The sequence below is a fragment of the Shewanella oneidensis MR-1 genome, from assembly GCF_000146165.2.
GTDB classification, from domain to species: domain Bacteria; phylum Pseudomonadota; class Gammaproteobacteria; order Enterobacterales; family Shewanellaceae; genus Shewanella; species Shewanella oneidensis.
On record NC_004347.2, the window covers coordinates 1,192,809 to 1,219,578 of the forward strand.

Sequence of the window (26,770 nt, forward strand, 5' to 3'; positions counted from 1 at the left end):
TACTATTGATTACGGCGATACAAAACACAGGCGGTAAAATTATCAAAGGCGGTACTATGGCTATCAGAATCAAACTTAAACCCGGTCGCGAAAAGTCCCTTGAGCGTCGTCATCCTTGGGTATTTTCCAATGGGATCCATAACGTTAAAGGTAAGCCTGAACCGGGGCAGACCGTAGATGTGGTTGCCCATGATGGCCATTGGTTGGGCCGTGGTGCTTGGTCGGGCGAGTCACAAATCCAAGTGCGAGTTTGGACATTCGATCGCGAAGAAGAAATTGACCGTGAGTTTTTTAAGCGTCGCATCCTGCGTGCTCAAGCTGGACGCGATGATTTGATCCGTGAACAAGGCTTAACGGGTTACCGTTTAATTGCCGCTGAGTCCGACGGCTTACCCGGTATCACCATTGATAAATATGCCAATGTACTCGTGTGCCAATTACTGAGTATGGGCGCCGATGTTTGGCGTGATACTATTGTCGATGTGCTTGCCGAACTCTATCCAGATTGCGCGATTTACGAGCGCTCAGATGTTGATTCCCGTAAGAAAGAAGGCTTAGCTTCGACCATGGGGTTGCTCCACGGCACGTTACCTGAGATGCCACTGATTATCGAAGAAAACGGTATTAAGATTGCCGTCGATGTGACTAAAGGTCATAAAACTGGCTTTTACCTCGACCAGCGTGATAACCGTGCCATCGCTGCCCGTTTTGTGAAGGGCAAATCGGTACTGAACTGCTTTTGCTATACCGGCACCTTTGGCCTCTATGCCGCTAAAGCGGGCGCGGCCAGCATTGAGAACGTCGATGTATCATCACTTGCCCTCGATACCGCGCGTTTGAATATGCGAGTCAATGGCTTAAGTGATGACAATGTGCATTACAACGAAGCCGATGTGTTTAAGTTGCTACGCCAGTACCGCGATGAAGGTAAAACCTTTGATGTGATTGTGCTCGACCCACCAAAGTTTGCTGATAACAAATCGCAGCTTAACGGTGCTTGCCGCGGTTATAAAGATATCAATATGATTGCGCTGCAATTATTAAATCCTGGCGGCGTGCTGTTGACCTTCTCTTGTTCGGGATTAATGCCTGCGGATTTGTTCCAAAAAATCGTTGCAGATGCAGCATTAGATGCCAAACGTGAGATCCAATTTATCGAGCGTTTAAGCCAAGCGAGCGATCATCCGATAGGTAGTGCTTTCCCCGAAGGGTTTTATCTTAAAGGGTTAGTGGCGCGGGTCTGGTAATCGGTCGATTGTGTTACGACCATAAAAAATGCCGGTGCAGTTGCAACCGGCATTTTTGTATCCTGCACTGGTGTCTTGCGAGTAACCTCAAGCGGTAAAGGTTTTAACGCCTTCAGGGGTACCAACCAGTAACACATCGGCGCCGCGTTTTGCGAACAGACCATTAGTGACCACACCCACAATGGCATTGATCTTATCTTCTAATTCTTTCGGATTGAGGATCTTAAGATTGTAAACATCGAGGATCACATTACCGTTATCAGTGATAACGCCTTCGCGGTAAACAGGATCACCACCCAGTTTTACCAGTTGGCGAGCCACGTAAGAGCGCGCCATCGGGATCACTTCAACGGGCAGTGGAAATTCACCCAAGATATCTACTTGCTTAGTGTTATCCACGATACAGACAAACTTTTCAGCCACAGCTGCAACGATTTTTTCGCGGGTTAATGCCGCGCCACCACCTTTGATCATGTCCATGTGGCCGTTGATTTCATCGGCACCATCGACATAGACAGATAATTTATCGACGCTGTTTAAGTCATAAACCGGGATGCCAAGGGCCTTCATTTTTTGCGTTGAAGCTTCAGAGCTTGATACTGCGCCTTCAATATCAGCCTTCATGGTCGCCAAAGCATCGATAAAGTGGTTAACGGTTGAGCCTGTGCCCACACCCACAATGCTGTCCTTCTCAACGTATTTGAGTGCAGCCCAGCCCGCAGCTTTTTTCATTTCATCTTGAGTCATGTTGACATCCTGTTATGGCAAATGAATAAAAATTCTGAGGTGAGTATACTCTTTTCCGCCAAACAATGTGGCGCAATTGCACTCTGGCTGTGATCCCGCTAGCAGCGCTCACTTATTTCATCTAAGTACAGCTTGAGCACCTAAGTTCAGCCCTTAGGTGAAATACATTTCACTATTGACGATTATCTATACGGGCTTAATCTAACTAAGTTACTATTGCTAAAGCAGAATCGGAAAAACAAAATCATTGGTTTAAGGGAGTATGTATGGCAGGGGCGAGTTTATTAACCTTACTCGACGATATTGCATCCATTTTGGATGATGTGGCACTGATGAGTAAGGTTGCGGCCAAGAAAACCGCAGGGGTATTGGGCGACGATTTAGCCTTGAATGCGCAGCAGGTGACAGGCGTGAGTGCCGACCGTGAATTACCGGTTGTCTGGGCGGTGGCGTTAGGCTCTTTTCGCAATAAATTGATTTTAGTGCCAGCGGCCATGTTGATCAGTGCCTTTATCCCCTGGGCCGTGACACCATTATTGATGTTTGGCGGTTTATTTTTATGTTTTGAAGGCTTTGAGAAATTACATCACAGTTATAGCCACCGAAAAGATAAACATTCAGAGCAGGCTGAGCCTGATGTGGCAGATATTAGCGATTTAGCTGCCTATGAAAAGGAAAAAGTGCAGGGCGCGATTCGTACCGATTTTGTTCTCTCGGCGGAGATTATCGCCATTACCTTAGGCATAGTCGCAGATAAGTCACTCTCGACCCAGTTTTTTACCCTCGCCGTTATCGGTATTGTAATGACGGTTGGCGTTTATGGATTAGTGGCGGCCATTGTAAAAATGGATGATGCGGGGTTGTACCTCAGCCAGCGTCAGGGCGAATCAAGTTTCACACGCTTTAATCGTAAAGTGGGCTTTGGTTTACTCAGCGCTGCGCCTCTATTGATGAAGAGCTTAACCATTATCGGTACGGCAGCCATGTTTATGGTGGGCGGCGGGATTCTAACCCATGGCCTGCATTGGGTGAGTGAGCAAATTCACCATGCGGAGCAATGGGTGTCGGCTATTGCTGTTGTAGGCCCAGTGCTTGGCTTACTGACGCCGAGTGTGCTCAATGCATTCTTTGGCATTGCAGCGGGCGCCGTGGCGGTATTGTTGATGACGGGTATTCAAAAGCTGCGTAGCTAATCGGTTTTTTATCCTTTATTGCTAGCCATTGTTGAGGTGGCTAATCCGAGTAGTGCGAGCGCGAAGGTGCTCGCCGCTATTATTTCCAGCACTCAAGGTCGATACGATGCAATTAATGCGTAATTGCCTTTCTCCCAATAAGTTGGCTTGGCTGCGTCAGGAATTAGGCGAACATGCCGAGGGGCTGATCGCGGCTATGGATGCGGCGGGGAGTCAATATCTGGCTAGTTTGCTAGAGCCTCAAGCGGGAGACTTATCATCGCCCGAATCGCAACTCAAGTTTGCATGGTTTCAACAAAAGCTTGCCTTAACCACGCGCTTAACCGATGCAGAGCTTACTCTGTTACCGGTTTTATCGCTAGAGAGCAGGCATGTTGAGTTGGTCACGCCCGAGTATTTGGCGACCGCGTTACAGCAACTTAGCCGTGAATCTGTATTAGGATTTGATACCGAAACGCGGGCAAGCTTTGAGCCGAGCGTTCAACATCCCTTGAGCTTAGTGCAATTGGCGACTGCAGATACCTGCTATTTATTTCAGCAGGCGGTGCTTGGGGACGCATTCGCTCAGCTTAAACCGCTACTTGAAAACGAGCAGATCTTAAAGGTTGGAATTGGACTGAGGGGCGATGGGCAAGCCCTTAAGCGAGACTGGAACATTCTCGTCTCGCCCAGACTCGATCTTAATTGGGCGATGGCGCAACTTGGTGCGGGGAAGGAAATGGGTACGCGGCAATTGGTGGCGGTATTGCTGCACCAGCGTATCGACAAACCTAAAAAAATCACCCTTTCGAATTGGCAGCAAGTGCCTTTATCTCCAGCGCAAATTCAGTATGCCGCCCTCGATGCGTTAGCAGCGAATCATTGTTTTTGGCAGTTAATTGAAAAGCTGCGAGGGTTTTATGGTAAGACGAGTGCGGAGAATAAATCCTTACTGCCAACAAATTTAGCCGCAAGATTAGCGAGTTATTTTAATCCGTGTTAAGACTTGGGGTTAAGCGGCAAGAATAAGCATGAGGGGGAGAAATGTTAGATGCGATTTGTGTGCTCACTACCGAGGGCGAAGCTGTGGTTGAACATCCGCAGCCACTAAATTCGCTAGCCCCTCTGGCAATCACGGGCGTAACCTATAGCGTATTTAAGTTCCAGCAATTGCCCGAGGCAGAGATTGAGCGTCTGCGTCAGCATTTATATTGTCCAGCCTGTTATCGCAAAGCCTATTTTCGCAAGGCTTCTAAGGATGGAAAAGCCGCCTGTTTTGGCTCCCGCTATCATCAACTTGATTGCATTGAATTTAATCCGTCTGCGCAAAAGTCCCGTGAAGAGCAAGATGCCCTTGAAGTGCAGCAACAACTGCTTGAGGCTGATGCCTTAGTTATTGATTTTTCGCTTAAGCCCACTAAGCATGAGCCCAGTAAAAAACGCCAGCTTAAATCCGACCTCAAAGTAGCGGATATTCAAGCCAATAAGATCAGCGATAACGCTAGCAATATTGGCGTAGTATCGGCGCTTGTGGACTCTGTGCAGGAGCCCAAAGCTAACTATCAAACCACGCAAGATAAGCCTGAAATTGCCTTAGTAGGGAAGCGAACTCCCAGCCAAGGCTTAGAGAAATTGCTCCATAGCCTGCTGCGCGGCTCCGACCTCGCCAAATCTGATCTGTGGGTTTACACCGATGATGAGCGTAAATACCGCTGGCGGGCGAAAAATCTATTTGTGAATTTCGCCGATGCCGATCCCACCGATAACAAACCCCATCTATATTGGGGCACCTTGTCCCATTGCGATCCTTTGATGACTTGGCTAAATCCTGCAGATAGCAAGGATATCGGTATTCCGATTGAGGTGGTCAAAACCAAATTGTTTAAGCAGTTTAACATTACGGATAAACGTGACTTAGAAGGCGCGGGGATTATCTTGTTTGGTAAGTGTTTTTGGAACAAGGATAAAACGCGCAAAATTATTCAACTTTGGGACAATGACTTACGGCGGATTTTTATCTCAACCCTTGAAGATTAAGGTGAACTCCTTAGGGCGTGTTGACGTTTCAGGGTTATTTTTGCAGCAATTTGGCTGGCTTTTATGCAAGACAAAGTCCGTGCAGTGTAGTTATTCTACATAAACGGACGATAACGCGGCAGAAAAGCCAGCCAAATGCTGCCCGAAGGGGTCGTCTGGCAAGCCCTTGCTCTTACTTTCTGTCATAAGAGCAGCTCGTCATTTGAGTGAATAACGACACATCATTCCTCGTTTCGCGAGCACGAACTTGCCAGAACGAACAAAATTTAATCTCGAAACGTCAACACGCCCTAGCCATCATGCCAAATTGTAAGGTCGTAATGTAACGCTTTCATGGGGGCAAGCCATGCCAAGCATGGCGTTTTTGGTTTCTTTGGGGATTTATTCATGCGCTTTAGTGCTCAAAACCGGAATTTATGATAGTGATTGACAGGATGAGATGCTGACTTTTTCAGCTTTATGCCAATTAAATCAACAGTAGACATTAAACTTGTTTGAAAAAACCTCAGTTAATTAAGTTTGTCATAAAAAGTCCTTTACCTTTGAGAGTGCTTTTAGCATAATGCCCCACGTCAACAGGGGTGTAGTTCCAATTGGTAGAACAGCGGTCTCCAAAACCGATGGTTGCGGGTTCGAGTCCTGCCACCCCTGCCAAATAAAACAACGGCTTGCATAGAAATATGCGAGCCGTTTTATTTTGTCCGTAAATTATATTTTTCCTTGGTGCATTTGCTTACATTTGTTAACTAAAGGTGTTTGCAACTTTCGTCGTGTCTAACATACAATCGCAAGCCTTATCGTTTGAGGATGTATGGCTTGAATTCTGTGATGCGACCAAGACGCACATTGGCACTATGGCTTGCTGCCATCTTAGTGCTGTTGTCTGTTGCGCTTGCGGCCCACAGCGTTGCCCATGCCAGTGATGATGCCAAGGCCGATTGTGTGCTGTGTCTGCATCAGCACCCGTTACAGCATGCCATTTCTTACTCATCCTTTGATTTTCTGCTCGCGCAACAGACCTACATTTCGGTTGAGTTTCGTGTTGTTTCCTTTAAGACACCATTTTGGCGACACTTCAATAGTCGTGCTCCTCCAGTAACAGCCTAACTTACTATTTCAAAAATTATTTAAATCAATTTGAGCGCCTTGGCTTAACCAAGGCGCGTAATGCTGTTTATATTTTGGAGTTAACATGGCTGCTTATTTTATTAGCAATCGCGCAGCGCTGCTGGGCGTGGTGTTATTTGTGTTTGATTCGAGTCTAACTGCGTTAGCGGTAGAGGATGCCCTTCACAATACGGCGATACCGGATAGCGATATCGAGCGTTTAAGTATTCATTATCGTCAGGCCTATCGTGGCAATGTGCCTGCAACTGAGCTTCCCCAAGCCATTAGCGTGCTGGATGAGCAACTGATTAAAGACTCTGGGCTGACACGTTTCCAAGATTTGCTGGATTATTCCGCCAGTGTCGCGCGGCAAAACAATGGCGGCGGTTTGTGGGATAGCTTTTCCCTGCGCGGGTTTCCAGGTAATGAAAATATGCCGTCGGGCTATTTAATCAATGGCTTTAATGGTGGCCGAGGTTTTAGTGGCCACAGAGATTTATCGAATGTCGCCTATGTGGAAATTTTAAAAGGCCCGGGTTCCGCCCTCTATGGTCGCTCTGAGCCCGGTGGTACAGTAAATATTGTGACGAAGAAGCCCCAGTATCAAACCAGTGGCTATTTAAAGGCATCAAAGGGAAGTTTTGATCAATATCGCTTGGAAGGAGATGTTACTTCTGGGATTACCGACACCTTGGCCTTTCGGATTAATGGTGCTTGGCAGGAGCATGATAGTTTTCGCGATTATGTGTTTAGCGATAAAAAAATCGTCACTCCATCGCTGCGCTGGCAATTGTCGGATGAGTCTTCACTCTTATATGAGGTTGAATATCTCAAACAAGAACAGCTATTTGACCGCGGTATTGTGGTCCTCAATAACAACTTTAACACAGTGCCTCGTTCGCGTTACTTGGGCGAACCCAATGATGGTGCGACAACGGTTGATGCCACAGGGCATCAGTTAACCTATGAGTATGAGTTGAGCGATGATTGGTCGCTTACCGCTGGCTACAACTACCGCGATTCGAGTTTAAATGGCTATTCTTCAGATGCGGAATTAGCCAAGGGACGCCAATCCTTATATGACGATGGGCGAACGTTAACCAGACAACATCGTTATCGGGATTACGCCTCAGAGGATCATTCTGTACGCGCTGAATTAAGCGGTCAGTTCGATACTGGCGGGCTTAGACACAATCTGCTTTTGGGGGCTGATGCCTATCATTACCGGCTTAAAACAGGGCTTTACCGCTATCGAGGCCCAAAGGGAGCCTATGCTATCGATATTTTTGCGCCGCAGTATGGCGCGGCTCAGCCTGATGTCAGTTTGCTGTACGAAAATCGTGAGACGCAAAATGCCTGGGGTGCCTATTTACAAGATCAGTTGGATTTGACCGGGCACTGGAAACTGCATCTTGGCTTAAGGTTTGATCGTTATCGTCAGGAAATCGCTGAGCAGGTAAAAAGCAGCTTGTCGGATCAAACCGACCAAAGAGTCAGCCCTAAGGTAGGGTTAGTCTATCAATGGTCTGAGGCGTTAAGCTTTTACGGCTCCTATTCGGAAGGTTTTTTGCCGCTTTCAGGCACAGACTATGCAGGGAACCCTTTCGAACCCGAAGAAAGTCAATCAGTTGAGCTAGGTATTAAATTCAATAGCACTGGGTTTGGGGTGCTGCCAATCAATGGCAGTCTGGCGTGGTTTGATGCGCAAAAGAGCAATATCTTGACCTCAGATCCGGTGAATGTGGGCTTTTCGGCGACCTTAGGCGAAGCCAAAAGTACCGGTCTTGAGTTGGATTTAGCGGCAGAGCTGACCGAGAACTTAGAGGCTAAGTTATCCTATGCCTACCTTAATACCCGTACTGCAAACGATAGTCTCAATCTGGACTGGGGTGTGCTTATTCCTGCCGGAAGTCCGCTGGTCAATGTGCCTAAACATACAGGCAGTTTAGTGCTTAAGCAGGACTTAAATGATTTTTCGATTGATGGTCATTTGGGCGTAACTTGGCGCTATGTGGATTCGCGTTTAGGGGATTCTGCTGATCCGAGTTTTCAATTACCGAGTTATCAGCTGCTTGGTGTGTTTTTCGCTACTCGACTTGGCGAAAGCGTAAGTCTGGCACTCAATGTCGATAACTTGTTGGATGAGCACTATATTGCCAGTAGTTATTCGGCGCTATGGCCCGTACCGGGTGAGCCACGTAATGTTAAAGTGAGTGTGAGTTATGAGTTCTAATTCCCCGATATTAAGTGGGATTGAGCTGGTGGCGCCTCAATCCCATGGGCGAAGTCGCATTAACAGTATCGATATGATGCGCGGCTTAGTGATGCTTATCATGTTGCTCGACCATGTGCGGGAGCAGTTTTTCCTGCATATGCAGGTGAGCGATCCTATGGATTTGAGCACGACAACTTGGGATCTCTTTGTCAGTCGCTTTGCCGCGCACTTTTGTGCGCCTGTTTTTGTCTTTTTAACCGGAGTATCCGCGTGGCTCTATGCAAATCGCGGTCATGGCGAGCCTCGCTCAGTACGTGTTTTTTTACTCAAAAGGGGATTATTTTTGATCGCCCTTGAAGTGCTGGTGATTAATTTTTCATGGATGGGAAATTACCACACTCTCTGGTTACAGGTGATTTGGGTGATAGGGCTTAGCATGTTGGCCTTAGCTGCTCTCATCAAGTTGCCAAGGTTGTGGATGGCACTATTGGGATTACTGATCGTCTTTGGACATAACCTGTTGTCGCCCATTCATTTTGAACCCGATACTTGGGGTTATAGTCTATGGACGATTCTGCATGATAGAGGTTACTTAATTGCTGAGGGCGATCTTAAGCTGAAAGTTAGTTATCCGCTGCTGCCTTGGATAGGTGTGATTTTACTTGGTTATGTTGCTGGGCCATTATTCAGTCGAAAGTTCGAGGCTTGGCAGCGTCAGCAAAGATTAATGCTGTTGGGAGTGGGGTGCTTTGCGTTTTTTTGTCTGCTGCGTGGCTTTAATCTCTATGGTGAGACGCTCCCTTGGCAGGTTGGAGAGAGTATCGGTCAAACCTTAATGTCAGTGTTTAATTTGACTAAGTACCCGCCATCGCTAAGCTTTTTGTTGGTGACCTTAGGGGGGATGTTTTGTGGTCTTGTGCTGTTTGAGCGTTATTTCGCTGCAGGTAGCTTGTTTAGTTGGATTGGGCAGAAGTTAGCCGTGTTTGGTTCTGTGCCGATGTTTTTCTATATCCTGCACTTGTATGTGCTGCTGTTGCTGTACTTGGTCGCGAAGGGATTATTTGGTGCAAACCATGGTGAGCTATTTGGCGTTGCGCATATGGGGTGGGTATGGTTGATTAGCTTAGTTTTGATCCCGTTACTCTATTATCCGGTGAGCTGGTTTAGTCGCTACAAAAGCCAAAGCCAGCAAGCTTGGTTGAAGTATCTGTAAATAAAATATGGCGAATAAAAATGGCCGAGCATGTGTTGCTCGGCCATTTTGCTTAGGGATGATGAAAGGAAAATTATTCGCTTAATAAGCTGCGCAGCATCCAAGCATTTTTTTCATGGATTTGGATACGCTGAGTGAGTAAATCTGCAGTGGCCTCATCATTAGCTTGGCTGACTAAGGGATAAAGGGCACGGGCATTTCTAATCACCACTTCTTGATCACTTAACAGTTCACGGATCATGGTTTCGGCTTTAGTGACACCTTGATCTTCATGGATTTCGGTCAGCTTGGCATAGGCTGAATAGGAGCCTAATGCCCTTGCGCCTAATGCTCGTACTCGTTCGGCGATTAAATCGACCGCTAAAGCCAGTTCGGTATATTGTTGTTCAAACAATAAGTGCAAGCTGGTGAACATAGGACCAGTGACGTTCCAGTGGAAGCTGTGGGTTTTAAGGTAAAGGCTATAGCTGTCGGCCAATAACTGATTTAACCCTGCAGCGATTTCTTCTCTATGAGCTTGGTTGATGCCGATGTTAATCATGGAATTCTCCTCCTATTGTCCTACTCGATGATCATAGATTACCTTAATCGCTAAACATATAAAGCGGTTAAAATAGATTTTATCAATCTGTTATTTAGATTTAAAGTTCAATTTTGAGAGTGATTTTCCGAAGGATTATCTTGGTGGCCATAACATTAATAGCCTAGAGCTGGTATCCTTTAGCCCATGTCAGTTACCAGTGAAAATCCTATTAACCCATGAATAAATCAGCCTATTTAGCCGCGATGGGTATCACTTCTTGGCGGCTTCGAGATACTAAAGTGCGACCTTATCAAGTGGTTTGGGATGCAGATGATATGCTTTCAGCCGCTGAGTCACTCATTGATACGGTCCTTGGCTTAATTGGCGTCAGTAAAGATGACTGTGAGTTCAATACTGAGCCACATAAGGGAAAACCGATTGTGTGGGATATGCGCAATCAAAGAGTCAGGCCAAGAGTCGCGTGGTTGGTCTCTGATCCCTTAGCCGATTTACTCACCCGCAGCGAAGCTAAGCGCGCATTGTGGGCGCAAATTTGCCAGTGGCGCGAACAGCAATTAACGGCTTAAGCCGTTTTATTGCGCCGTGTTTTGGATACATTATCGTTAGCTATCTTTAAAGTTGGATTGTTCCGTGAGTTATCAAATCATTAAAAAACTTAACGAATCGCTGCAAATTGTGCTCCTTGACCCCAGTGATGTGGACCAGATGGCGCAGATTGAGGCGAGTGCCCATTCCCATCCCATGAGTCTGAATAATCTTGCTGATTGTTTTGGACATTTGTACCGCGTCTTCGGGTTAACTCACACCAGTGGCCAACTATTCGGCTTTGCTATTATTCAGCAAATTGTCGATGAGGTAACCTTGCTCGATATTTGTTTAGTGCCAGCGGAGCAAGGGCAAGGCTTTGGACGTTTACTGCTAGATGCCATTATCGAGGATGCTAAAAACGCTGGTGCCGTGGTGGTTATGCTAGAGGTGCGGGAGTCGAATCTTGCCGCGCGCGCCCTCTATCAAAATCGGGGCTTTGTCGAAACGGGGCGCCGCAAAGGTTATTATCTTTTGGCTGAGGGCAAAGAAGATGCGATTTTGATGGATTTAGCGCTTAGTGAAACAGCCTAACCCTATCGCCATTCAGCCATAAAAAAACAGCGCCGCAGCGCTGTTTTTTCATCAAAGTAAAGTGTTACTTCACTTCTTTACCTTGGGCTTGTAAGTCAGCATGGTAGCTTGAACGCACTAATGGACCACAGGCTGCGTGAGTAAAACCCAGCTCATCGGCAAGGGCTTTTAGCTCATCAAACTCTGCGGGTGATACGTAACGCTCAACCGGCAGATGGAACTTAGATGGTTGCAGGTATTGGCCTAAGGTCAGCATTTCGACCTTGTGCTCACGTAAGTCGCGTAGCACTTGGGCGATTTCATCGTTGGTTTCGCCTAGACCCATCATCAGTCCCGACTTAGTCGGTACATTTGGGTGACGCTCTTTAAAGCGTTTTAGTAGGTCGAGGGACCATTGATAGTTCGCCCCTGGACGCGCCTTGCGATAGTGCATAGGTGCGGTTTCGAGGTTGTGGTTGAACACATCAGGCGGCTCGGTCGACAGTATGTCGAGGGCGGCGTCGATACGGCCACGGAAATCGGGGACTAAGATCTCAATCTTAATTTCTGGATTGAGTTTGCGGATCTCGCGGATACAGTCGGCAAAGTGCTGGGCTCCGCCATCACGCAGGTCGTCGCGGTCAACCGAGGTGATGACCACGTATTTCAGCTTCATATCGCGGATGGTTTGTGCCAGCTTAACGGGTTCCTGCTCATCAGGCTTGAGAGGACGACCATGGGCCACGTCACAGAAGGGGCAACGGCGAGTACAAATTGCACCCAAAATCATAAAGGTTGCTGTGCCGTGGTTAAAACATTCTGCCAAGTTCGGGCAGGAGGCCTCTTCACAGACCGAGTGCAGGCCGTTAGCGCGTAACGCTTGCTTAATGTCGAGAATGCGTTGGTTAGATGCGGGCAGTTTAACCCTTAACCAATCTGGTTTGCGTAACATGGTTTCGCGCTCAGAGGGCACGATTTTAACCGGAATACGTGAGACCTTTTCGGCATCTCTTAATTTGACTCCGGGTTGTAAACGTTCAGGCCTATTCATGACGCTGCTAATCCTTGATGATGAACGAGATGTTGGTAGCCCAATAGTTGGCTAAGGGTAATAATGAGTTGGTCGCCGGCTTCTATCACAGTTTGTGGGCCGCCCAGTTCCCTGCATTGCACCATTTCAAGGCCTGCATAACCACAAGGGTTAATACGGCGAAACGGCGCCAAATCCATATCGACATTCAGTGCTAGGCCATGGAATGAGCAGCCTTTACGGATCCTAAGACCTAAGGAAGCCACTTTGCGCTCATCCACATACACACCTGGCGCATCGGCCTTGGCGTAGGCATTGATAGTGTATTTGGCGAGCATATCTATGATGCTTTGCTCGATATACGTCACGAGCTGGCGGACACCAATCTTGCTGCGTTTAATATCGAGGAGTGGGTAGACAACCAATTGCCCCGGCCCGTGGTAAGTGACTTGGCCGCCACGATCTACTTGGATCACGGGAATATCGCCCGGATTCAAAATATGTTCGCTTTTACCGGCTTGGCCTTGGGTAAACACAGGTGGATGTTCAACGATCCACAGCTCGTCTGGGCTATCGTTGTTACGAGTATCAGTGTAATGCTGCATCGCATGCCACACTGACTCGTAATCTTGTTGTCCCAGATGCCGAATATGCAAAGTGGTGTTTTGCAAGGGCAACCTCTCCCCTAGAATTGAGTGGCGCTATTATACGCCTCTTGGCCATAAATGTAAGATAGATCACACTTTATGACCTTGAGGAATATTTATAGTACGCGGCGCACGCCTTCGATGTTGGCGAGCTCTGTGTACAGGGTTTCGATATGATCTTTGCTGGTCACAGTGACGCGGATTGTGACTGAATAGTAGCTACCTTTGCTTGAGGCTTTAACTGTTGGTGAATAGTCGCCCGGTGCGTGTTTTTGCACTACCGCAACCACTCTGTCCGTTAAGGTTTCATGGGCATCCCCTACCACTTTGAAGGGAAAGGCGCAGGGGAACTCCATCAGTTCATCAAATTTCGTGTTTAACATCGTTGTGCTCTATAACCATTTTAATGGGAACTATATGGTGGCGATTATACCCGATTCAAGGGCGATACTCCCCCAAAAACAACTAAGCCACCCGAAGGTGGCTTAGTTTTTGTGAGCAGGATTAGCTAAACCAACCAGAAAACAGTTGCTTAAAGTAATCGACTAATTTACTGAACCAGCTGCCTTCGTTGACTTCTTGTAAGGTGACCAGTGGGAATTGTGCAATATCTTTACCATCTAACTGGAAGTATAAGCGGCCCACGGTTTCGCCTTTTTTCAGTGGCGCATCGAGTGGCTTAGTCAGCTCGAAGTTTGCTTTCAAGTCTTTTGCGCGGCCACGGCTGACGGTGATTGGTGTATCGGTCGCGACACCTAAATCCACAGTGCTTTTATCGCCGTACCAAATTTGTTGGGTAACGAAGCTGTCACCAGCCTTGTATGGAGTAACAGTTTCGAAGAAGCGGAAACCATAGGTGAGCAGTTTTTTACTTTCTGCTTTACGGGCGGCTTCACTTTGAGTACCCATAACAACCGAAATTAAACGCATACCGTCTTTTGTGGCTGACGCGACTAAGTTATAACCCGCGCCAGAGGTGTGACCGGTTTTGATACCATCCACATTCATGCTGTTATCCCACAACAGGCCGTTGCGGTTATATTGCTTGATGCCATTGAAGGTATAGTATTTTTCGCTGTAGATGCGATATTCTTCAGGTACGTCGCGGATCAGTGCCGCGCCTAAAAGCGCCATATCATAGGCGGTCGTTTTGTGGTTTTCTGAATCAAGTCCGTGGGAGTTTTCAAAATAGCTATCACGCATTCCTAGCTGTTTTGACCATGAGTTCATCATGTCGACGAAAGCGCCTTCGGTGCCTGCGATATGTTCCGCCATCGCCACACAGGCATCGTTACCTGATTGGATGATGATCCCGCGGTTTAAATCGGATACTTTTACGGTTTTACCCACTTCGATGAACATTTTTGATGAGTCAGAGAAGTTTTTTGACCAAGCATTTTTACTGATGGTGACATCATCATCGGGGGAAACGTTACCTGCTTTAATTTCCTGACCAATGACATAACTGGTCATCATTTTGGTTAAGCTGGCAGGGTTTAAGCTTTCGTAGGCATTTTCTTCGGCAATGATTTGGCCTGAATAATAATCCATCAAGACGTAAGCCTTGGCGGCAACGGTTGGTGCATCAGGGGTAACAATCGGCTGCGCAGCATAAACAGGAAGAGAAACACTCGAAATTAGCAGCAATGTCTTAATGGGACTTTTTACAAAATTCATCATTAACTTAGCACGTCTTTTTGGTTGTATTGAAAGAAAAGGCAAAATAGTTTCGCGAGTATATCACTCTTCGACAAAGGTTTTCAGTGAAGGTTCCTTCATCTGTGGTATTTTTAAGCTAAATCGACATCATAATGTGAGCGGTCACTTCTCCGAAACGATATAACCTGCGGGGTAACCGTCTTGCTTCACTTTAATCAGTAATCTGTCGGCAAGCTCTGCTTGGCCGATTGGACCGAGCTGTAGTCTAAACATATTGTTTGCCGGTTGTACACGGGTCTTGACCTGATATTTCTTTTCTAGATCCTTAGCCATTTTATGGAGTCGTTGTTTATCCTTAGAGGCCACTAACTGGATGTAGTGGTTTCCTGAGGAGTGAACACTGGCAATGGCTGACTGGGTTGCGGCTTTACTGCCTATATAGATGACATCCAATTTAATCCGAGCCGTGCCCGTGCCTAACATACCGAGCTTATAAGCCGCAGCATAGGACAAGTCTAATATCCGCTCCGAATGGAAGGGGCCGCGATCGTTAATGCGGATAATCACTTGCTTATTGTTATCTAAGTTGGTGACTCTGGCATAGCTTGGTAGTGGTAAGGTTTTATGGGCTCCAGACATGCCGTACATATCGTAGGGCTCACCATTGGACGTCTCATAGCCGTGAAATTTTTCACCGTACCATGAGGCTCGGCCTGTTTCGGAAAATCCTTCACCTGAATTTAATACCGTATAGGACTCACCATAAACCGTATAGGGCTTATTACCGCGGCGGCTATAGGGTTCATATTTGGGTGTCGCATTCGGTACATGATCCACATTGGGTGGATTAAGGGGCATCTTATCGTTTTTAAGTGAATAGCGCCCCTTGTTAGGTTCCATGTTCTTATTCTTATTACTGGCAGATGCAGAGGCAGAATTAGAACTCGAACAGGCCGCCAATACAAAACAGCAACTGAGCATCAAGAGCGGTAAAATATTATTTTTTAGCGTCATGTTGTTGCTTCAGTTGTTGGCTAAATTGATATACAGCCATTGAATACAAAGGACTACGATTGTAACGGGTGATCACATAAAAGTTATTTAACCCTAGCCAGTAATCTTTGCTACCCACTTGTTCAAGTTCGATAAGCATGGCTTTTTGTGAGGCATCCACATCTCTAGCATTGGTCAGTGATAAAGTCGGTGAGAGGATATCTGAGACCTTGTAATGCAACTTTTCACCTGCCCACACTTTAGCCTTAGGTGCATTGGCACTGCGATTGACTAAAGGTAAGGCTACCGGTGCATTCAATTGCCAACCATGTTCATGGAAGTAATTGGCAACACTGCCAATGGCATCATCAGGGCTTTTGAGTAAATCACGATTACCGCTGCCATCAAAATCTACGGCATAGTGGCGGTAGCTTGAAGGAATAAACTGCCCGAAACCCATTGCGCCAGCGTAGGAGCCTTTGAGGCTATCGATATCTAAATGTTCCTCTTTAACCAGTTTCATTAACTCGCCAAATTCCTTGCGGAAAAAGGTGGCTCTCGGCTCGTAATAAAACCCTAAGGTATAGAGTGCATCAATAACTGGGTAATTACCTGTGTATTGCCCATAAAAAGTTTCAATACCGATAATGGCGACAATAATTTGCGGCTCAACTTGGTAATTTGACGCGGCTTTAGCGATTGCTTTTTCGTGTTTTTTCCAGAAGGCCAGCCCCGCGTCGAGACGTTTTTCGGTTAAGAAAATCGGGTAATACTTATGCCAAGGTTTGGCTTCCCAAGGGCGAGAAATCGCATCAATTACCGCTTGATTGTATTTGGCTTTGGCAAGAAAGGTTTCGACTTCTGCCTTCGTAAAGCCTTGTGCCATTTGCGTTTTAATAAACTCAGCCTTTAAGGCTTCGGGTAACACGGGCGTTGGTGCTGGCGTTGTCACGGCGACACTTATTGGCTGCGTAGTGTTAACGGGATCGTTAGCCGTTGAACAGCCAATAAGGTATGAACTGAGGCAAAGCACTGCCAATGGAGCTAAATAAGCTCGGAGAATAGGCATTAAAAAGTCCCTAAAATTATCTATCTACAAAACGTCTATGGGTATGAATGCTCATCAGAATGCCAAATCCTGTCATCAATGTCAGCATTGAGGTGCCGCCATAGCTGACAAGGGGCAAAGGCACGCCTACCACAGGCAGAATACCTGAAACCATGCCAATGTTCACAAAAACATAAACGAAGAAAGTCAATGTGATACTGCCTGCAAGTAATCGTGCAAAGCTCGTTTGGGCGTTGGAGGCAATCACTAAGCCACGTCCAATGATGTAAAGATACATTAGGAGCAGGATAATGCTGCCAATCAGGCCAAACTCTTCGCCGATCACCGCAAAGATAAAGTCAGTATGACGCTCGGGGATAAATTCTAACTGGGATTGGGTGCCATCGAGCCATCCTTTACCCCAAAGACCGCCTGAGCCGATGGCGATTTTTGACTGGATAATATGATAACCCGCACCGAGGGGATCTTGCTCTGGATCGAGCAGGGTTAACACTCGAGTCCTTTGGTAATCGTGCATCAAGAAGTACCAGAGAATGGGCAAAAACGCCAATACGGCGGCAATAAAGCCGCCGACAATCGCCCAGCTCATCCCTGATAAAAACAGCACGAAAATACCCGATGCCGCAACCAAAATTGAGGTGCCGAGATCGGGTTGTTTAGCAATTAACAGTGTGGGTATCAGCAGAATAACGCCCGCGCCCGCCAAATAACGTTTTTTAGGGGGCAAAGGGAACTTACTGATATACCAAGCCATAGTGATGGGGAAGGCGAGTTTAATTAGCTCTGATGGCTGAAACTCCATAAAACCTAAGTTTAACCAGCGCTGCGCACCTTTATTGATTTCCCCAAAAAAGTGTACCGCCAGCAGAAGGACTACCCCTGCAAGGTAAATCGGCAGTGCCCAACGTTTTAGTGCTTCAGGATTGATTTGTGCCATCGTAAACATGACGCATATGGATAAAAACATCCTAAACAGTTGTCTTTCCATCATGCCAAGGTCTTCACCACTGGCGGAATAGATGACGAAGAGGCCAAAGCCCATGACGGCAAGGAGGCCGAGTAGTAAGGGCAAGTCGATATGTAATCGTTGCCAGATATTTTGACGTTGATGGGCACTCATGGCGTTGGTTTCCAAGTGTCTCTGAGCATATATTCATCGAGCATGGCGCGGGCCACAGGGCCTGCGTTTGCCCCACCCCAACCGGCGTTTTCCATTACCACAGCCAGCACGATTTTTGGATTTTCAAAGGGCGCATAGGCGACAACGAGGGCGTTATCGCGGAAATGCTCGGCAATTTTGTTAGCATCGTATTTGGTGTTTTCTGCGACACCAATTACCTGCGCCGTACCGGTTTTCATCGCCGCCGTATAGCTTGCGTCGGTGAAGCGGGATTTATGGGCGGTTTGGCGCATGGCTTCGTTGATGATTTTCCAGTTACGCGGATTTTTAAGCTCAATTGGCGGTAACTCGTTAATTGGCGAATCAATTTTCGCTGTATTATCTTTGATTGACTTTAACAAATGCGGCGGAAAACGACGGCCATTATTGGCGAGAATGGCTGTTGCACTGGCAAGTTGCAATGGTGTTGCTGTCCAGTAACCTTGGCCAATACCGACTGAAATCGTGTCGCCAATATACCAAGCTTGGTTGTACTTTAAGCGTTTCCATTCCTTTGAAGGCATGTTGCCCGTCGACTCTTCGAAAATGTCGACACCGGTATTTTGGCCAAAGCCAAATTGCTCCATAAAACGAGCGATAGGGTCGACACCGATTTTGTAAGCCAATTCATAGAAGTAGGTATCGCAGGATTCTACGATAGCACTGTAGACGTTTACCCAGCCATGGCCCCAACGTTTCCAGTCGCGGTATTTACGCTCAACGCCGGGAATTTGCCAAAAGCCAGGGTCCCAAATGCGGGTGTGTTCAGTTACGGCTTTTTCATCCAGTCCCAGTAGGGCAATAATGGGTTTGACCGTTGATGCGGGCGCATATTGGCCTTGGGTAGCACGGTTAATCAGCGGCCGCGATTTATCGTTTAGTAAATCACTGTAATCTTTGCGGTTAATCCCTTGAACAAACTGATTGGGATCGTAACTAGGGCTGGATACTAAGGCTAAAATCCCGCCATCCCTTGGATCGATAGCAACAATAGAACCTTTATGCCCTTGGAGTAATTCCACGGCTTTTTGCTGCAATTGCAAATCGAGGGTGAGGTAAATATCTTGTCCCGGCTCTGGTGGCACAATTTTAAGGGTGCGGATAGTTCGGCCGCGGTTGTTCACTTCTTCCTCTAGGTGGCCAGGCGTACCGTGCAAGAGTGATTCATAAAATTTTTCAATGCCTTGCTTACCAATATCTTTAGTAGCGGCATAGTTTTTCCACTGATCGTTGCGCTCTAATTGGGCGCGATCTCGGGTGTTGATTTTGCCCACATAACCCAACACATGGGTGAGCTGACTGACATAGGGATAGTTACGTTTTAAACCCGCTTCGACGGTGATCCCTGGAAAACGATGTTGGTTCACGCTAAAAATAGCGACCTGTTCTTCGGTCAGCTGATTTTTTAGGGTTAAGGGCTTAAAGCGGCGGTGAAACTTTAATGCTTCGGTAAAGTTTTCACGCTCGTCGGGGCTGATCTCAATTAACTTACCCAATTCGTCCAAGGTTTCAGACATATTGGCAATTTTCTCAGGCACCAAATCGAGGGAATAAAAGGGTTGGTTCTCGGCGAGCAGCACGCCGTTTCTATCATAAATCAAGCCACGACTAGGGGCGATGGGGACGACCCGAATACGGTTGTCATTCGATCGTGTTGCGTAATCTTTATAGGATTCAACCTGAAGATGATAAAGATTGGTCACCAACATGCTAAGAAGGGCGACAACACAAAAAAAAGTGAACAGCGCACGGCGCTTAAATAGTGACGCCTCTGCGGCGTGGTCGTGCATGGTTATCCGCTTTTTTGGCGACACTTAGGCTATCTCCAGCTGATCCCATCCGGGTGGTTGATGACACTCGTTAACATCAAGATCCCGCTATTCTCTGTGATAAGGGTGATTGGTGTTCACGCTCCACGCGCGGTATAAGCTTTCGGCGACCACAATCCGCACGAGCGGATGGGGCAGGGTCAATGCCGAGAGGCACCAACTCTGATGGGCGGCTTCTTTACAAGCGGGGGCTAAACCTTCGGGGCCGCCAACCAGCAAGCTCACATCGCGGCCATCGAGTTGCCACTTATTCATGGCGCTCGCGAGTTCTGGGGTTGTCCAGTTTTTGCCGGGAAGATCTAAGGTGACAATGTGATTGCCCTTAGGGATCGCCGCTAACATTTGCTCGCCTTCCTTTTGTAGGATGCGCACTATGTCAGCATTTTTTCCGCGTTTGCCTGCAGGGATTTCGATAAGTTCCAGCGCCATATCCCGAGGAAAGCGGCGTTGGTACTCTTCAAAGCCGCGGGTGACCCAATCGGGCATCCGTGTCCCCACTGCGATAAGTTGCAACTTCATTAGGCTTGCTTTTCTGACCAGAGCTTTTCAAGCTGGTAGAAATCACGGGTTTGATCTTGCATAACATGCAGGATCACGTTGCCCATATCCACCAATACCCATTCGCTGCTGTCGCGGCCTTCGATACCGATTGGCGGAATGCCTGCGGCTTTCGCTTCGATCACGAGGTTTTCGGCGATAGCTTTAACATGGGTTTTAGATGTACCAGAGCAAATCACCATATAGTCGGTGATGTTAGATTGGTTGCTGACATCGATTACCACGACGTCACGGGCTTTTAAATCGTCGATTTTATCGACCACAAACTGCTTTAATTCGGCGCTCTGCACGCTGATGTACCTCATTCATTTTAAATAGCGCGCTAGTATATCAGTCTTAAGCGGTGGAATACATTGGCTTAGTGGCCGAGATTGCCAAAACTGGCACAAAAAATCGCCTAAGAAAAATAAAGCCGTTGTTTTTGAATGTAATTTAAAGTGACCGGTAGGAGGGTGTCCCGTGGAATTTCCCCCATTGCCAATTGTGAGCGGATTTGGGTTGAAGAAATATTCTGCGGGCTGATGTCGACGGTAAAGATGTGCCCATGTTGAGGGTGGCTTGAGATGCTTAAGGCGTCAATCGAAGCGTGACGAGCACTCAGTTCATGCTGCATACGGCTCTCTGCAGCTAAATGCCAGCCTGGACGCTGACAAACCACAAGATTGGCAAATTCAAACAGTTGTTGCCATTTATGCCAGCTTTGCAGCTGAATAAAGGAATCCATGCCCATGATAAAAAACAGTTCGTCATCGGGATAAAGCCGACTTAACTGTTTAAGGGTGACGACGGTATAGGATGGGCTGTCGCGTTTAGCTTCGATGTCACAGAGCTCAAAGCCGGGTAAACTTGTACATACCTGCGCCACCATTTCAAGCCGCTGCTCAGTGGTCGAGTGGGTGGTGTTTTTGTGCGGCGGAATATGATTGGGCATTAGCAGGATTTTATCCAGCTTGAGACTCGCTTTGACTTCCATCGCGGGGCGAATATGGCCGTAATGTATGGGATCAAAGGTGCCACCTAAAATTCCGATACGCATTAACACGCTGCCTTAATCTAAGTTGATATGGGCTAGATGACTGTGGGCTTTAGGATCGAATAATAAGCACAGATGACTGAGCCCTGTCCAATCTTCATGGCCTAATTGCTTTAAGTTCAATTCTAGCTTGGACGCAAAGGCGAGCATATGTTCGATTTGTGCAAGGCTTAAGCGCTGCAAGGCAGTTTGGTACAGCGGTTTGCGCTTATCCCAAATTCGATGCTTACCAAAAAGGCTATTGAGCGGCGAACCTTGCGCCTGTTCACTCTTTAGGCTGAGTAGTAATTGCAGCTCTTTAAATAAAGCCCAAAGTAAAATCGGCATGGCCGTGCCTTCACCGTTAAGCTGGGCAAGCATATGTTGGGCACTGTCTTGACGATTATTCAGCAGTGCATCGGTGAGTTGAAACACGGTAAAGCGGGACTGATCTTCAAAGTAGTGGCTTAACTCGTCAGCACCGATAGGCTTGCTTGGACTTAACAGTTGTAGCAACTGCATGGCTTGATCGGCGGCGAGTAAATTCCCTTCGTAGAGGGAGTACAACATGGCGCGCGCATCGGGCTGTAAATTAAGCTTAAAATGCGCGATACGAGAGTCGAGCCAACGTCTGAATTGGTCGCCTTCTGGCGTAGTGCAGGGTAAATAAATTCCTAAGCTGTCCAGCGTTTTGAACCATTTACTGTTGGTTTGCTCGCTGGCCAGTTTTGGGCCTTCGAGGATCAGCAGTACATCTGGACTGGGGGTTTGCAGCAAAGATTGCAGCGCCGCAGAGCCGTCGGCTCCAGGCTTGGCGCTCGGCAAGGTAAGCTCAATAATGCGCCGGCTGGAAAACAGGCTCATGGCCTGCCATTCCTGAGTTAAGTCGCCCCAATTAAAACCGGTTTCTTGAATTAATTGGACGCGCTCTTCAAAGCCTTGGCGTTTTGCTGCTTGGCGGATCTGATCCTTGGAGGTTTCGAGCAACCAAGGATCATCACCAAAAATTAGATAACAAGCGTGAAGCGGATTGAGGTGGCGGGAGAGTTGATCTGGATAAACACGCATTTAAGCAACTCTCCACATGTTATAGCAGTGCCACATTAATTTGGGCCCTGCATTAATTAACCTCTGTGCTGGCCATGGATTGCAAAATCCTATCGGCCGCTTGAATACGCATTTCTTTGACTAACAGTTCCATCTCACGGCTTTTCGCCAGTGCGGTGCGAGGATCGTCTAAGTAATCGCGGCGAATCTCAATCTTGAAAGGCTGCGCCTCTTTGCCCGGCAGAGCCACAGCAAACTCGACGAAATAGATAAGCTCATACTCGGCCACATTGCCCGTAGGGTAAAGCGACAGGGTAGAGCGCTCTAAGGAGTCGGTGATAAGCCTTAACACTGGCACATCATTGGCGGCATCGACAATCTTGACGTTGTTCAAACGTAACCGCTCACGCACCAAACGGGTGAGTTCGCTATATTCATCCGAACTGCTCAAACTGAGTTGATTGAGCTGTTCAGGGATTTGGTAGCTACGTTGAAGCTTAAAACCGCAACCTGCGCTGGTCATAATGACCAGCGTCATGATTGCGAAAGCTAAGCGTTTAATTAGCATAAGTTTTCGCGATTTCCTGTTTGTCGTATGGACAGCATCTGTTTATCAGATCAACGATGTTAGTTGGCTACGATGCTGAGCAGTTTACCGGGTACATAGATAACTTTACGGACAGTCACGCCATCTAAGTACTTGATGACTTGCTCGTCCGCCATGCCCAGTGCTTCAACTGATGCTTGGTCTGCATCGGCAGCGACTGTGATCTTAGCGCGCACTTTACCGTTCACTTGCACCACGATCAGTTTACTGTCTTCCACCAAGGCTGATTCATCAACAACTGGCCATTGGCTATCTTCGATGCTGTTGGTATTGCCAAGCTCATTCCACAGAGTAAAGCTCACGTGTGGAATGATGGGGTACAGCAAACGCACTACCGCAGATAAGGCTTCGCCGATGATGGCTCGGTCTTGACCTGTGGTTTGCGGGGCTTTTTGCAGGTGGTTCATCAGTTCCATCACCGCGGCAACCGCAGTGTTGAACATCTGACGACGGCCGATATCATCGGTCACTTTAGCAATGGTTTTGTGAACTTCACGGCGAAGCGCTTTTTGCTCGCTTGTTAACTTGCTAACGTCTAACGCTTCGCTGTTGTCTTGAGCCACATATTCACTGGCCAGTTTCCACAGACGTTTGATAAAACGGTGCGCACCTTCAACGCCAGACTCTTGCCATTCTAGGGTTAATTCTGGTGGTGAGGCGAACATCATAAACAAACGAACTGTGTCTGCACCGTATTTCTCAACCATCACTTGTGGGTCGATACCGTTGTTTTTCGACTTAGACATTTTGCACATGCCGGTGTAAACCAGCTCGTTACCGTCTTTGTCGATAGCTTTAGTAATACGGCCCTTGTCGTCTTTTTCGGTGGTCGCTACATCAAGCGGAGACACCCACACACGGGCACCTTTATCGTTGGTGTAGTAGAAGGCATCGGCCAACACCATACCCTGAGTCAGCAGTTGTTTGGCTGGCTCATTGGTGTTGACTAGACCTGCATCGCGTAGCAACTTGTGGAAGAAGCGGAAGTAAAGCAAGTGCATACAGGCATGTTCGATACCACCAATGTACTGATCCACTGGTAACCAGTAGTTAGCCTTGGTTGGGTCTAGCATTTGCTCTGCTTGCGGGCTGCAATAACGAGCATAATACCAAGAAGACTCCATAAAGGTATCGAAGGTATCGGTTTCGCGCAGCGCGTCTTGACCGTTAACTTGGGTTTTCGCCCATTCTTTATCGGCCTTGATTGGGCTTTGGATCCCGTCCATCACTACATCTTCTGGCAGAATGACTGGCAGTTGATCTTCTGGTGTTGGAATAACAGTACCGTCGGCTAAGGTCACCATAGGAATTGGCGCGCCCCAGTAACGTTGACGTGATACACCCCAGTCGCGTAGACGGTAGTTCACTTGGCGTTTGCCTTTACCTTCAGCAACCAGTTTGTTGGCGATGACATTAAAGGCGCCGTCAAAGTCTAAACCGTCGAACTCGCCAGAGTTAAACAGAATGCCTTTTTCGGTGTATGCCGCTTCGCTGATATCCAAGTCACCTTCCGCGGGTTTAATCACCGCTTCGATTGGCAGATGGTACTTTTTCGCAAATTCATAATCGCGCTGGTCGTGGCCTGGTACTGACATCACAGCGCCAGTGCCATAGTTCATCAGCACAAAATTCGCCGCCCAAATTGGCACTTGTTTACCTGTGATAGGGTGAATGGCGTAAAGGCCTGTTGCGACGCCACGTTTTTCCATGGTCGCGAGTTCGGCTTCTGATGTTGTGCTGTTTTTGCACTCATCGATAAAGGCGGCAAGCTCTGGATTGGTTTGCGCGGCGATTTCAGCTAATGGATGACCTGCGGCAATCGCTACATAGGTTACGCCCATTAACGTATCAGGACGGGTGGTATAAATATCGAATGACTTATCGCTACCTGCAACACCGAAGGTCATTTCGACGCCTTCGCTGCGACCAATCCAGTTGCGCTGCATAGTCTTAACTTGCTCAGGCCAGCCGTCTAAGGTGTCGATATCGTTTAACAGTTCTTCGGCGTAGGCGGTGATTTTAATAAACCACTGTGGGATTTCTTTTTGTTCCACAGGGGTATCACAACGCCAGCAGCAACCGTCTTGTACCTGCTCGTTAGCCAGTACAGTTTCATCGTTAGGACACCAGTTTACAGAAGCTGTCTTCTTGTAAACTAAACCTTTTTCGTAAAGTTTAGTGAAGAACCATTGTTCCCAGCGATAGTATTCTGGGGTACAAGTCGCGATTTCACGGCTCCAGTCATAGCCAAAACCCAACAGTTTTAGCTGGTTTTTCATGTACTCAATATTTTGATAAGTCCATGGCGCGGGAGCGGTTTTATTGTTAATCGCGGCGTTTTCTGCAGGCAAACCGAAAGAGTCCCAACCGATAGGCTGTAGCACGTTTTTGCCTTGAAGACGCTGGAAGCGTGCAACTACATCACCTATGGTATAGTTGCGAACATGTCCCATGTGGAGTCGTCCTGAAGGATACGGGAACATCGAAAGGCAATAAAACTTTTCTTTGTTCTGATCTTCAGTGACTTCAAAGGTTTTGGTGTCGTGCCAGTGCTTTTGCACTAAGGCTTCAATTTCTGAGGGATTATATTGCTCTTGCATCACGCTATTTCCGGCAGTGCCGCCTATTTATTTGATCTAACGCCATATCGACGCGAATAAGATCTGCATAGAATAAACTAGAAGCGATGCATTAAAAAGGTTCTATGAAGGAGTATTGGTTATGAATGATAGAAGTAGTGCGCTACTAGGACTGTATCAAGCCTTAATTAACGAAGTGAAAGCGCAATTTGCGGAAGATAACTCGCTGACTGCAAAGAATTTATTTAAGTCTGTCACTCAAGGTAAGGAGTTTTTACGCCTTAAAGAACAAGCGGGAGAAGATGAGCTTGCGTTAGTGGAACAATTTTTAAAGCGAGATATTGTCAGTTTTCTACGAGAGCAAAATGCCGATAGCTTAAGCCACAGCCCCACCTTGATTACCTTGGAGAATACGCTCTGGCATTGGCTCAGTGAAATCACTGACCGTAGCCAAGTGGAGTGGCACGAGTTGACGCAAGATTTTAAACACCATGGCTATTATCAGAGCGGTGATATCGTCAGCCAAGGGATTATGGTGTGCACCAACTGCGGCCATGAAATGAGCATTGAGTTTCCCGGTGTCATCCCTGATTGCCCCGAATGTGACCATGAAGAATTTACCCGTGAGGCATTGACGCCTTAACTTTGGGTTTGCGCCAGAGATAAAAAACGACGCTAAGCGTCGTTTTTTATCGGCATATCAACAACCTTGAGCATTGATATCGTAACGTGGTGGTGTATTCGCGTCCGATGCTTGGGTATAGCGAAAATAACATTGGTCATCGTTGACTAGGGTATTGCCATTCAAATCGTAGCCAATATACGTAATATCAATCCCTTGATACTGGATCTTAAGTTTATCGTCTTTGGCGATCCATTTTTCGATATCGGTATTATCTAAATAACCCCATTTGAGGCGGGTTTCGGCCACATTATCACCATCGAGGTCGACGTCAATAATATCATCTCGCCCAGCGACAGCTTGGCTCTGTAAGCTGGGCATTTGGGTTTTGGAATAGGCTAAGGTATTGGCTGTTTTTACACTGGCTTGGAGTTGCTGCAGACTTTTTTCCCGAGCCTCTTTACTCATACCGATAAATTTAGGTGCCGCGATAACGGCTAAAATTCCCAGCACGATGATAACTACCACGAGTTCGATTAAGGTAAAACCTTGAGTCTGTTTGTTATTCATTTACTTAAA

Annotated in this window: 27 protein-coding genes and 1 tRNA gene; 11 read left to right on the plus strand and 17 right to left on the minus strand. The window is 47.2% G+C overall.

The genetic code is table 11. The features are described from left to right. Nucleotides 1-56 precede the first annotated feature (56 nt). Entirely contained in the window at nt 57-1,247 is a 1,191-nt protein-coding gene (locus SO_RS05295) for a class I SAM-dependent rRNA methyltransferase (RefSeq protein ID WP_011071381.1), read from the plus strand. A gap of 87 nt (nt 1,248-1,334) precedes the next feature. Here the strand turns inward: SO_RS05295 and rpiA are convergent, their stop codons facing one another. Continuing rightward, nucleotides 1,335-1,994 (minus strand): ribose-5-phosphate isomerase RpiA, encoded by a 660-nt coding sequence (gene rpiA / locus SO_RS05300; RefSeq protein ID WP_011071382.1) that lies wholly within the window; start codon nt 1,992-1,994, stop codon nt 1,335-1,337. Between the two features lie 266 nt (nt 1,995-2,260). Here rpiA and SO_RS05305 point away from each other — a divergent pair, with 266 nt between their 5' ends. The 7 genes from SO_RS05305 to SO_RS05335 all read left to right on the plus strand — a co-directional run bounded on the left by SO_RS05305 (nt 2,261) and on the right by SO_RS05335 (nt 9,738). After that, on the plus strand, nt 2,261-3,187 hold the full coding sequence (locus SO_RS05305) for a DUF808 domain-containing protein (protein WP_011071383.1): 927 nt from the start codon (nt 2,261-2,263) through the stop codon (nt 3,185-3,187). Nucleotides 3,188-3,293: 106 nt separating this feature from the next. Continuing rightward, nucleotides 3,294-4,169, plus strand: a complete 876-nt coding sequence (locus SO_RS05310; protein ID WP_011071384.1) for a 3'-5' exonuclease — start codon at nt 3,294-3,296, stop codon at nt 4,167-4,169. A 41-nt stretch (nt 4,170-4,210) separates the two neighbouring features. Then, the gene (locus SO_RS05315; protein ID WP_011071385.1) at nt 4,211-5,203 is read left to right on the plus strand and encodes a hypothetical protein; all 993 of its coding nucleotides are present in this window, start codon (nt 4,211-4,213) and stop codon (nt 5,201-5,203) included. A 577-nt stretch (nt 5,204-5,780) separates the two neighbouring features. Further along, nucleotides 5,781-5,857 (plus strand) — tRNA-Trp (locus tag SO_RS05320). 162 nt (nt 5,858-6,019) lie between these two features. Further along, complete coding sequence (locus SO_RS05325) at nt 6,020-6,310, plus strand: DUF2946 domain-containing protein (RefSeq protein WP_011071386.1); 291 nt, start codon at nt 6,020-6,022, stop codon at nt 6,308-6,310. 85 nt (nt 6,311-6,395) lie between these two features. Continuing rightward, nucleotides 6,396-8,543 carry a TonB-dependent siderophore receptor gene (locus tag SO_RS05330; RefSeq protein WP_011071387.1) on the plus strand — a complete coding sequence of 716 codons (2,148 nt, stop codon included), beginning with the start codon at nt 6,396-6,398 and terminating at the stop codon, nt 8,541-8,543. Next, complete coding sequence (locus tag SO_RS05335) at nt 8,533-9,738, plus strand: acetyltransferase domain-containing protein (protein ID WP_164925640.1); 1,206 nt, start codon at nt 8,533-8,535, stop codon at nt 9,736-9,738. The genes SO_RS05330 and SO_RS05335 overlap by 11 nt, the downstream gene beginning before the upstream one ends. A gap of 73 nt (nt 9,739-9,811) precedes the next feature. On the opposite strand, the gene dpsA is transcribed toward SO_RS05335, so the two are convergent. Further along, on the minus strand, nt 9,812-10,279 hold the full coding sequence (gene dpsA, locus SO_RS05340) for a DNA starvation/stationary phase protection protein DpsA (protein ID WP_011071389.1): 468 nt from the start codon (nt 10,277-10,279) through the stop codon (nt 9,812-9,814). A gap of 218 nt (nt 10,280-10,497) precedes the next feature. Between dpsA and SO_RS05345 the strand changes: the two genes are divergently transcribed. After that, nucleotides 10,498-10,848: a DNA polymerase III subunit psi gene (locus tag SO_RS05345; RefSeq protein ID WP_011071390.1), complete on the plus strand. Its 351-nt coding sequence runs from the start codon at nt 10,498-10,500 to the stop codon at nt 10,846-10,848. A 64-nt stretch (nt 10,849-10,912) separates the two neighbouring features. Then, nucleotides 10,913-11,401, plus strand: coding sequence for a ribosomal protein S18-alanine N-acetyltransferase (gene rimI, locus SO_RS05350; protein ID WP_011071391.1), 489 nt, complete (start codon nt 10,913-10,915; stop codon nt 11,399-11,401). A 64-nt stretch (nt 11,402-11,465) separates the two neighbouring features. Here the strand turns inward: rimI and lipA are convergent, their stop codons facing one another. The 14 genes from lipA to leuS form a co-directional block, all read right to left on the minus strand. Then, nucleotides 11,466-12,431, minus strand: coding sequence for a lipoyl synthase (lipA, locus tag SO_RS05355; RefSeq protein WP_011071392.1), 966 nt, complete (start codon nt 12,429-12,431; stop codon nt 11,466-11,468). Next, nucleotides 12,428-13,081, minus strand: coding sequence for a lipoyl(octanoyl) transferase LipB (lipB, locus tag SO_RS05360; protein WP_011071393.1), 654 nt, complete (start codon nt 13,079-13,081; stop codon nt 12,428-12,430). Before lipB ends, lipA begins: the two co-directional genes overlap by 4 nt. 92 nt (nt 13,082-13,173) lie before the next feature. Next, nucleotides 13,174-13,440 carry a DUF493 family protein YbeD gene (gene ybeD / locus SO_RS05365; RefSeq protein WP_011071394.1) on the minus strand — a complete coding sequence of 89 codons (267 nt, stop codon included), beginning with the start codon at nt 13,438-13,440 and terminating at the stop codon, nt 13,174-13,176. 121 nt (nt 13,441-13,561) lie between these two features. Beyond that, nucleotides 13,562-14,737: a serine hydrolase gene (locus SO_RS05370; RefSeq protein ID WP_011071395.1), complete on the minus strand. Its 1,176-nt coding sequence runs from the start codon at nt 14,735-14,737 to the stop codon at nt 13,562-13,564. 141 nt (nt 14,738-14,878) lie between these two features. Next, on the minus strand, nt 14,879-15,730 hold the full coding sequence (locus tag SO_RS05375) for a septal ring lytic transglycosylase RlpA family protein (RefSeq protein ID WP_011071396.1): 852 nt from the start codon (nt 15,728-15,730) through the stop codon (nt 14,879-14,881). Next, complete coding sequence (gene mltB, locus SO_RS05380) at nt 15,714-16,778, minus strand: lytic murein transglycosylase B (RefSeq protein ID WP_011071397.1); 1,065 nt, start codon at nt 16,776-16,778, stop codon at nt 15,714-15,716. The genes SO_RS05375 and mltB overlap by 17 nt, the downstream gene beginning before the upstream one ends. A gap of 16 nt (nt 16,779-16,794) precedes the next feature. Continuing rightward, entirely contained in the window at nt 16,795-17,898 is a 1,104-nt protein-coding gene (gene rodA, locus SO_RS05385) for a rod shape-determining protein RodA (protein ID WP_011071398.1), read from the minus strand. After that, the gene (gene mrdA / locus SO_RS05390) at nt 17,895-19,751 is read right to left on the minus strand and encodes a penicillin-binding protein 2 (RefSeq protein ID WP_011071399.1); all 1,857 of its coding nucleotides are present in this window, start codon (nt 19,749-19,751) and stop codon (nt 17,895-17,897) included. Before mrdA ends, rodA begins: the two co-directional genes overlap by 4 nt. A 63-nt stretch (nt 19,752-19,814) precedes the next feature. After that, nucleotides 19,815-20,285 (minus strand): 23S rRNA (pseudouridine(1915)-N(3))-methyltransferase RlmH, encoded by a 471-nt coding sequence (gene rlmH, locus SO_RS05395; RefSeq protein WP_011071400.1) that lies wholly within the window; start codon nt 20,283-20,285, stop codon nt 19,815-19,817. Continuing rightward, complete coding sequence (gene rsfS / locus SO_RS05400) at nt 20,285-20,614, minus strand: ribosome silencing factor (protein WP_011071401.1); 330 nt, start codon at nt 20,612-20,614, stop codon at nt 20,285-20,287. Before rsfS ends, rlmH begins: the two co-directional genes overlap by 1 nt. A 107-nt stretch (nt 20,615-20,721) precedes the next feature. After that, nucleotides 20,722-21,360 (minus strand): nicotinate-nucleotide adenylyltransferase, encoded by a 639-nt coding sequence (nadD, locus tag SO_RS05405; protein WP_011071402.1) that lies wholly within the window; start codon nt 21,358-21,360, stop codon nt 20,722-20,724. 12 nt (nt 21,361-21,372) lie between these two features. Next, nucleotides 21,373-22,404, minus strand: coding sequence for a DNA polymerase III subunit delta (gene holA, locus SO_RS05410; protein ID WP_011071403.1), 1,032 nt, complete (start codon nt 22,402-22,404; stop codon nt 21,373-21,375). Between the two features lie 52 nt (nt 22,405-22,456). Further along, nucleotides 22,457-22,951 (minus strand): LPS-assembly lipoprotein LptE, encoded by a 495-nt coding sequence (locus SO_RS05415; RefSeq protein WP_011071404.1) that lies wholly within the window; start codon nt 22,949-22,951, stop codon nt 22,457-22,459. A gap of 59 nt (nt 22,952-23,010) precedes the next feature. Further along, the gene (leuS, locus tag SO_RS05420; RefSeq protein WP_011071405.1) at nt 23,011-25,590 is read right to left on the minus strand and encodes a leucine--tRNA ligase; all 2,580 of its coding nucleotides are present in this window, start codon (nt 25,588-25,590) and stop codon (nt 23,011-23,013) included. A 121-nt stretch (nt 25,591-25,711) separates the two neighbouring features. Here leuS and SO_RS05425 point away from each other — a divergent pair, with 121 nt between their 5' ends. Further along, on the plus strand, nt 25,712-26,212 hold the full coding sequence (locus SO_RS05425) for a zinc ribbon-containing protein (RefSeq protein ID WP_011071406.1): 501 nt from the start codon (nt 25,712-25,714) through the stop codon (nt 26,210-26,212). Nucleotides 26,213-26,269: 57 nt separating this feature from the next. Here the strand turns inward: SO_RS05425 and SO_RS05430 are convergent, their stop codons facing one another. Further along, nucleotides 26,270-26,761 carry a type II secretion system protein gene (locus SO_RS05430; protein ID WP_011071407.1) on the minus strand — a complete coding sequence of 164 codons (492 nt, stop codon included), beginning with the start codon at nt 26,759-26,761 and terminating at the stop codon, nt 26,270-26,272. Between the last annotated feature and the right edge of the window lie 9 nt (nt 26,762-26,770).

What these genes read in the sequence shown, in the direction of transcription:
- SO_RS05415 (WP_011071404.1), bottom strand. Translation starts at nt 22,951, where the DNA reads ATGCTAATTAAACGCTTAGCTTTCGCAATCATGACGCTGGTCATTATG.
- mltB (WP_011071397.1), bottom strand. Translation starts at nt 16,778, where the DNA reads ATGCCTATTCTCCGAGCTTATTTAGCTCCATTGGCAGTGCTTTGCCTC.
- leuS (WP_011071405.1), bottom strand. Translation starts at nt 25,590, where the DNA reads ATGCAAGAGCAATATAATCCCTCAGAAATTGAAGCCTTAGTGCAAAAG.
- SO_RS05425 (WP_011071406.1), top strand. Translation starts at nt 25,712, where the DNA reads ATGAATGATAGAAGTAGTGCGCTACTAGGACTGTATCAAGCCTTAATT.
- SO_RS05430 (WP_011071407.1), bottom strand. Translation starts at nt 26,761, where the DNA reads ATGAATAACAAACAGACTCAAGGTTTTACCTTAATCGAACTCGTGGTA.
- SO_RS05335 (WP_164925640.1), top strand. Translation starts at nt 8,533, where the DNA reads ATGAGTTCTAATTCCCCGATATTAAGTGGGATTGAGCTGGTGGCGCCT.
- SO_RS05315 (WP_011071385.1), top strand. Translation starts at nt 4,211, where the DNA reads ATGTTAGATGCGATTTGTGTGCTCACTACCGAGGGCGAAGCTGTGGTT.
- ybeD (WP_011071394.1), bottom strand. Translation starts at nt 13,440, where the DNA reads ATGTTAAACACGAAATTTGATGAACTGATGGAGTTCCCCTGCGCCTTT.
- SO_RS05345 (WP_011071390.1), top strand. Translation starts at nt 10,498, where the DNA reads ATGAATAAATCAGCCTATTTAGCCGCGATGGGTATCACTTCTTGGCGG.
- SO_RS05305 (WP_011071383.1), top strand. Translation starts at nt 2,261, where the DNA reads ATGGCAGGGGCGAGTTTATTAACCTTACTCGACGATATTGCATCCATT.
- SO_RS05310 (WP_011071384.1), top strand. Translation starts at nt 3,294, where the DNA reads ATGCAATTAATGCGTAATTGCCTTTCTCCCAATAAGTTGGCTTGGCTG.
- SO_RS05330 (WP_011071387.1), top strand. Translation starts at nt 6,396, where the DNA reads ATGGCTGCTTATTTTATTAGCAATCGCGCAGCGCTGCTGGGCGTGGTG.
- rpiA (WP_011071382.1), bottom strand. Translation starts at nt 1,994, where the DNA reads ATGACTCAAGATGAAATGAAAAAAGCTGCGGGCTGGGCTGCACTCAAA.
- rlmH (WP_011071400.1), bottom strand. Translation starts at nt 20,285, where the DNA reads ATGAAGTTGCAACTTATCGCAGTGGGGACACGGATGCCCGATTGGGTC.
- SO_RS05370 (WP_011071395.1), bottom strand. Translation starts at nt 14,737, where the DNA reads ATGATGAATTTTGTAAAAAGTCCCATTAAGACATTGCTGCTAATTTCG.
- lipA (WP_011071392.1), bottom strand. Translation starts at nt 12,431, where the DNA reads ATGAATAGGCCTGAACGTTTACAACCCGGAGTCAAATTAAGAGATGCC.
- rodA (WP_011071398.1), bottom strand. Translation starts at nt 17,898, where the DNA reads ATGAGTGCCCATCAACGTCAAAATATCTGGCAACGATTACATATCGAC.
- SO_RS05375 (WP_011071396.1), bottom strand. Translation starts at nt 15,730, where the DNA reads ATGACGCTAAAAAATAATATTTTACCGCTCTTGATGCTCAGTTGCTGT.
- SO_RS05295 (WP_011071381.1), top strand. Translation starts at nt 57, where the DNA reads ATGGCTATCAGAATCAAACTTAAACCCGGTCGCGAAAAGTCCCTTGAG.
- dpsA (WP_011071389.1), bottom strand. Translation starts at nt 10,279, where the DNA reads ATGATTAACATCGGCATCAACCAAGCTCATAGAGAAGAAATCGCTGCA.
- nadD (WP_011071402.1), bottom strand. Translation starts at nt 21,360, where the DNA reads ATGCGTATCGGAATTTTAGGTGGCACCTTTGATCCCATACATTACGGC.
- holA (WP_011071403.1), bottom strand. Translation starts at nt 22,404, where the DNA reads ATGCGTGTTTATCCAGATCAACTCTCCCGCCACCTCAATCCGCTTCAC.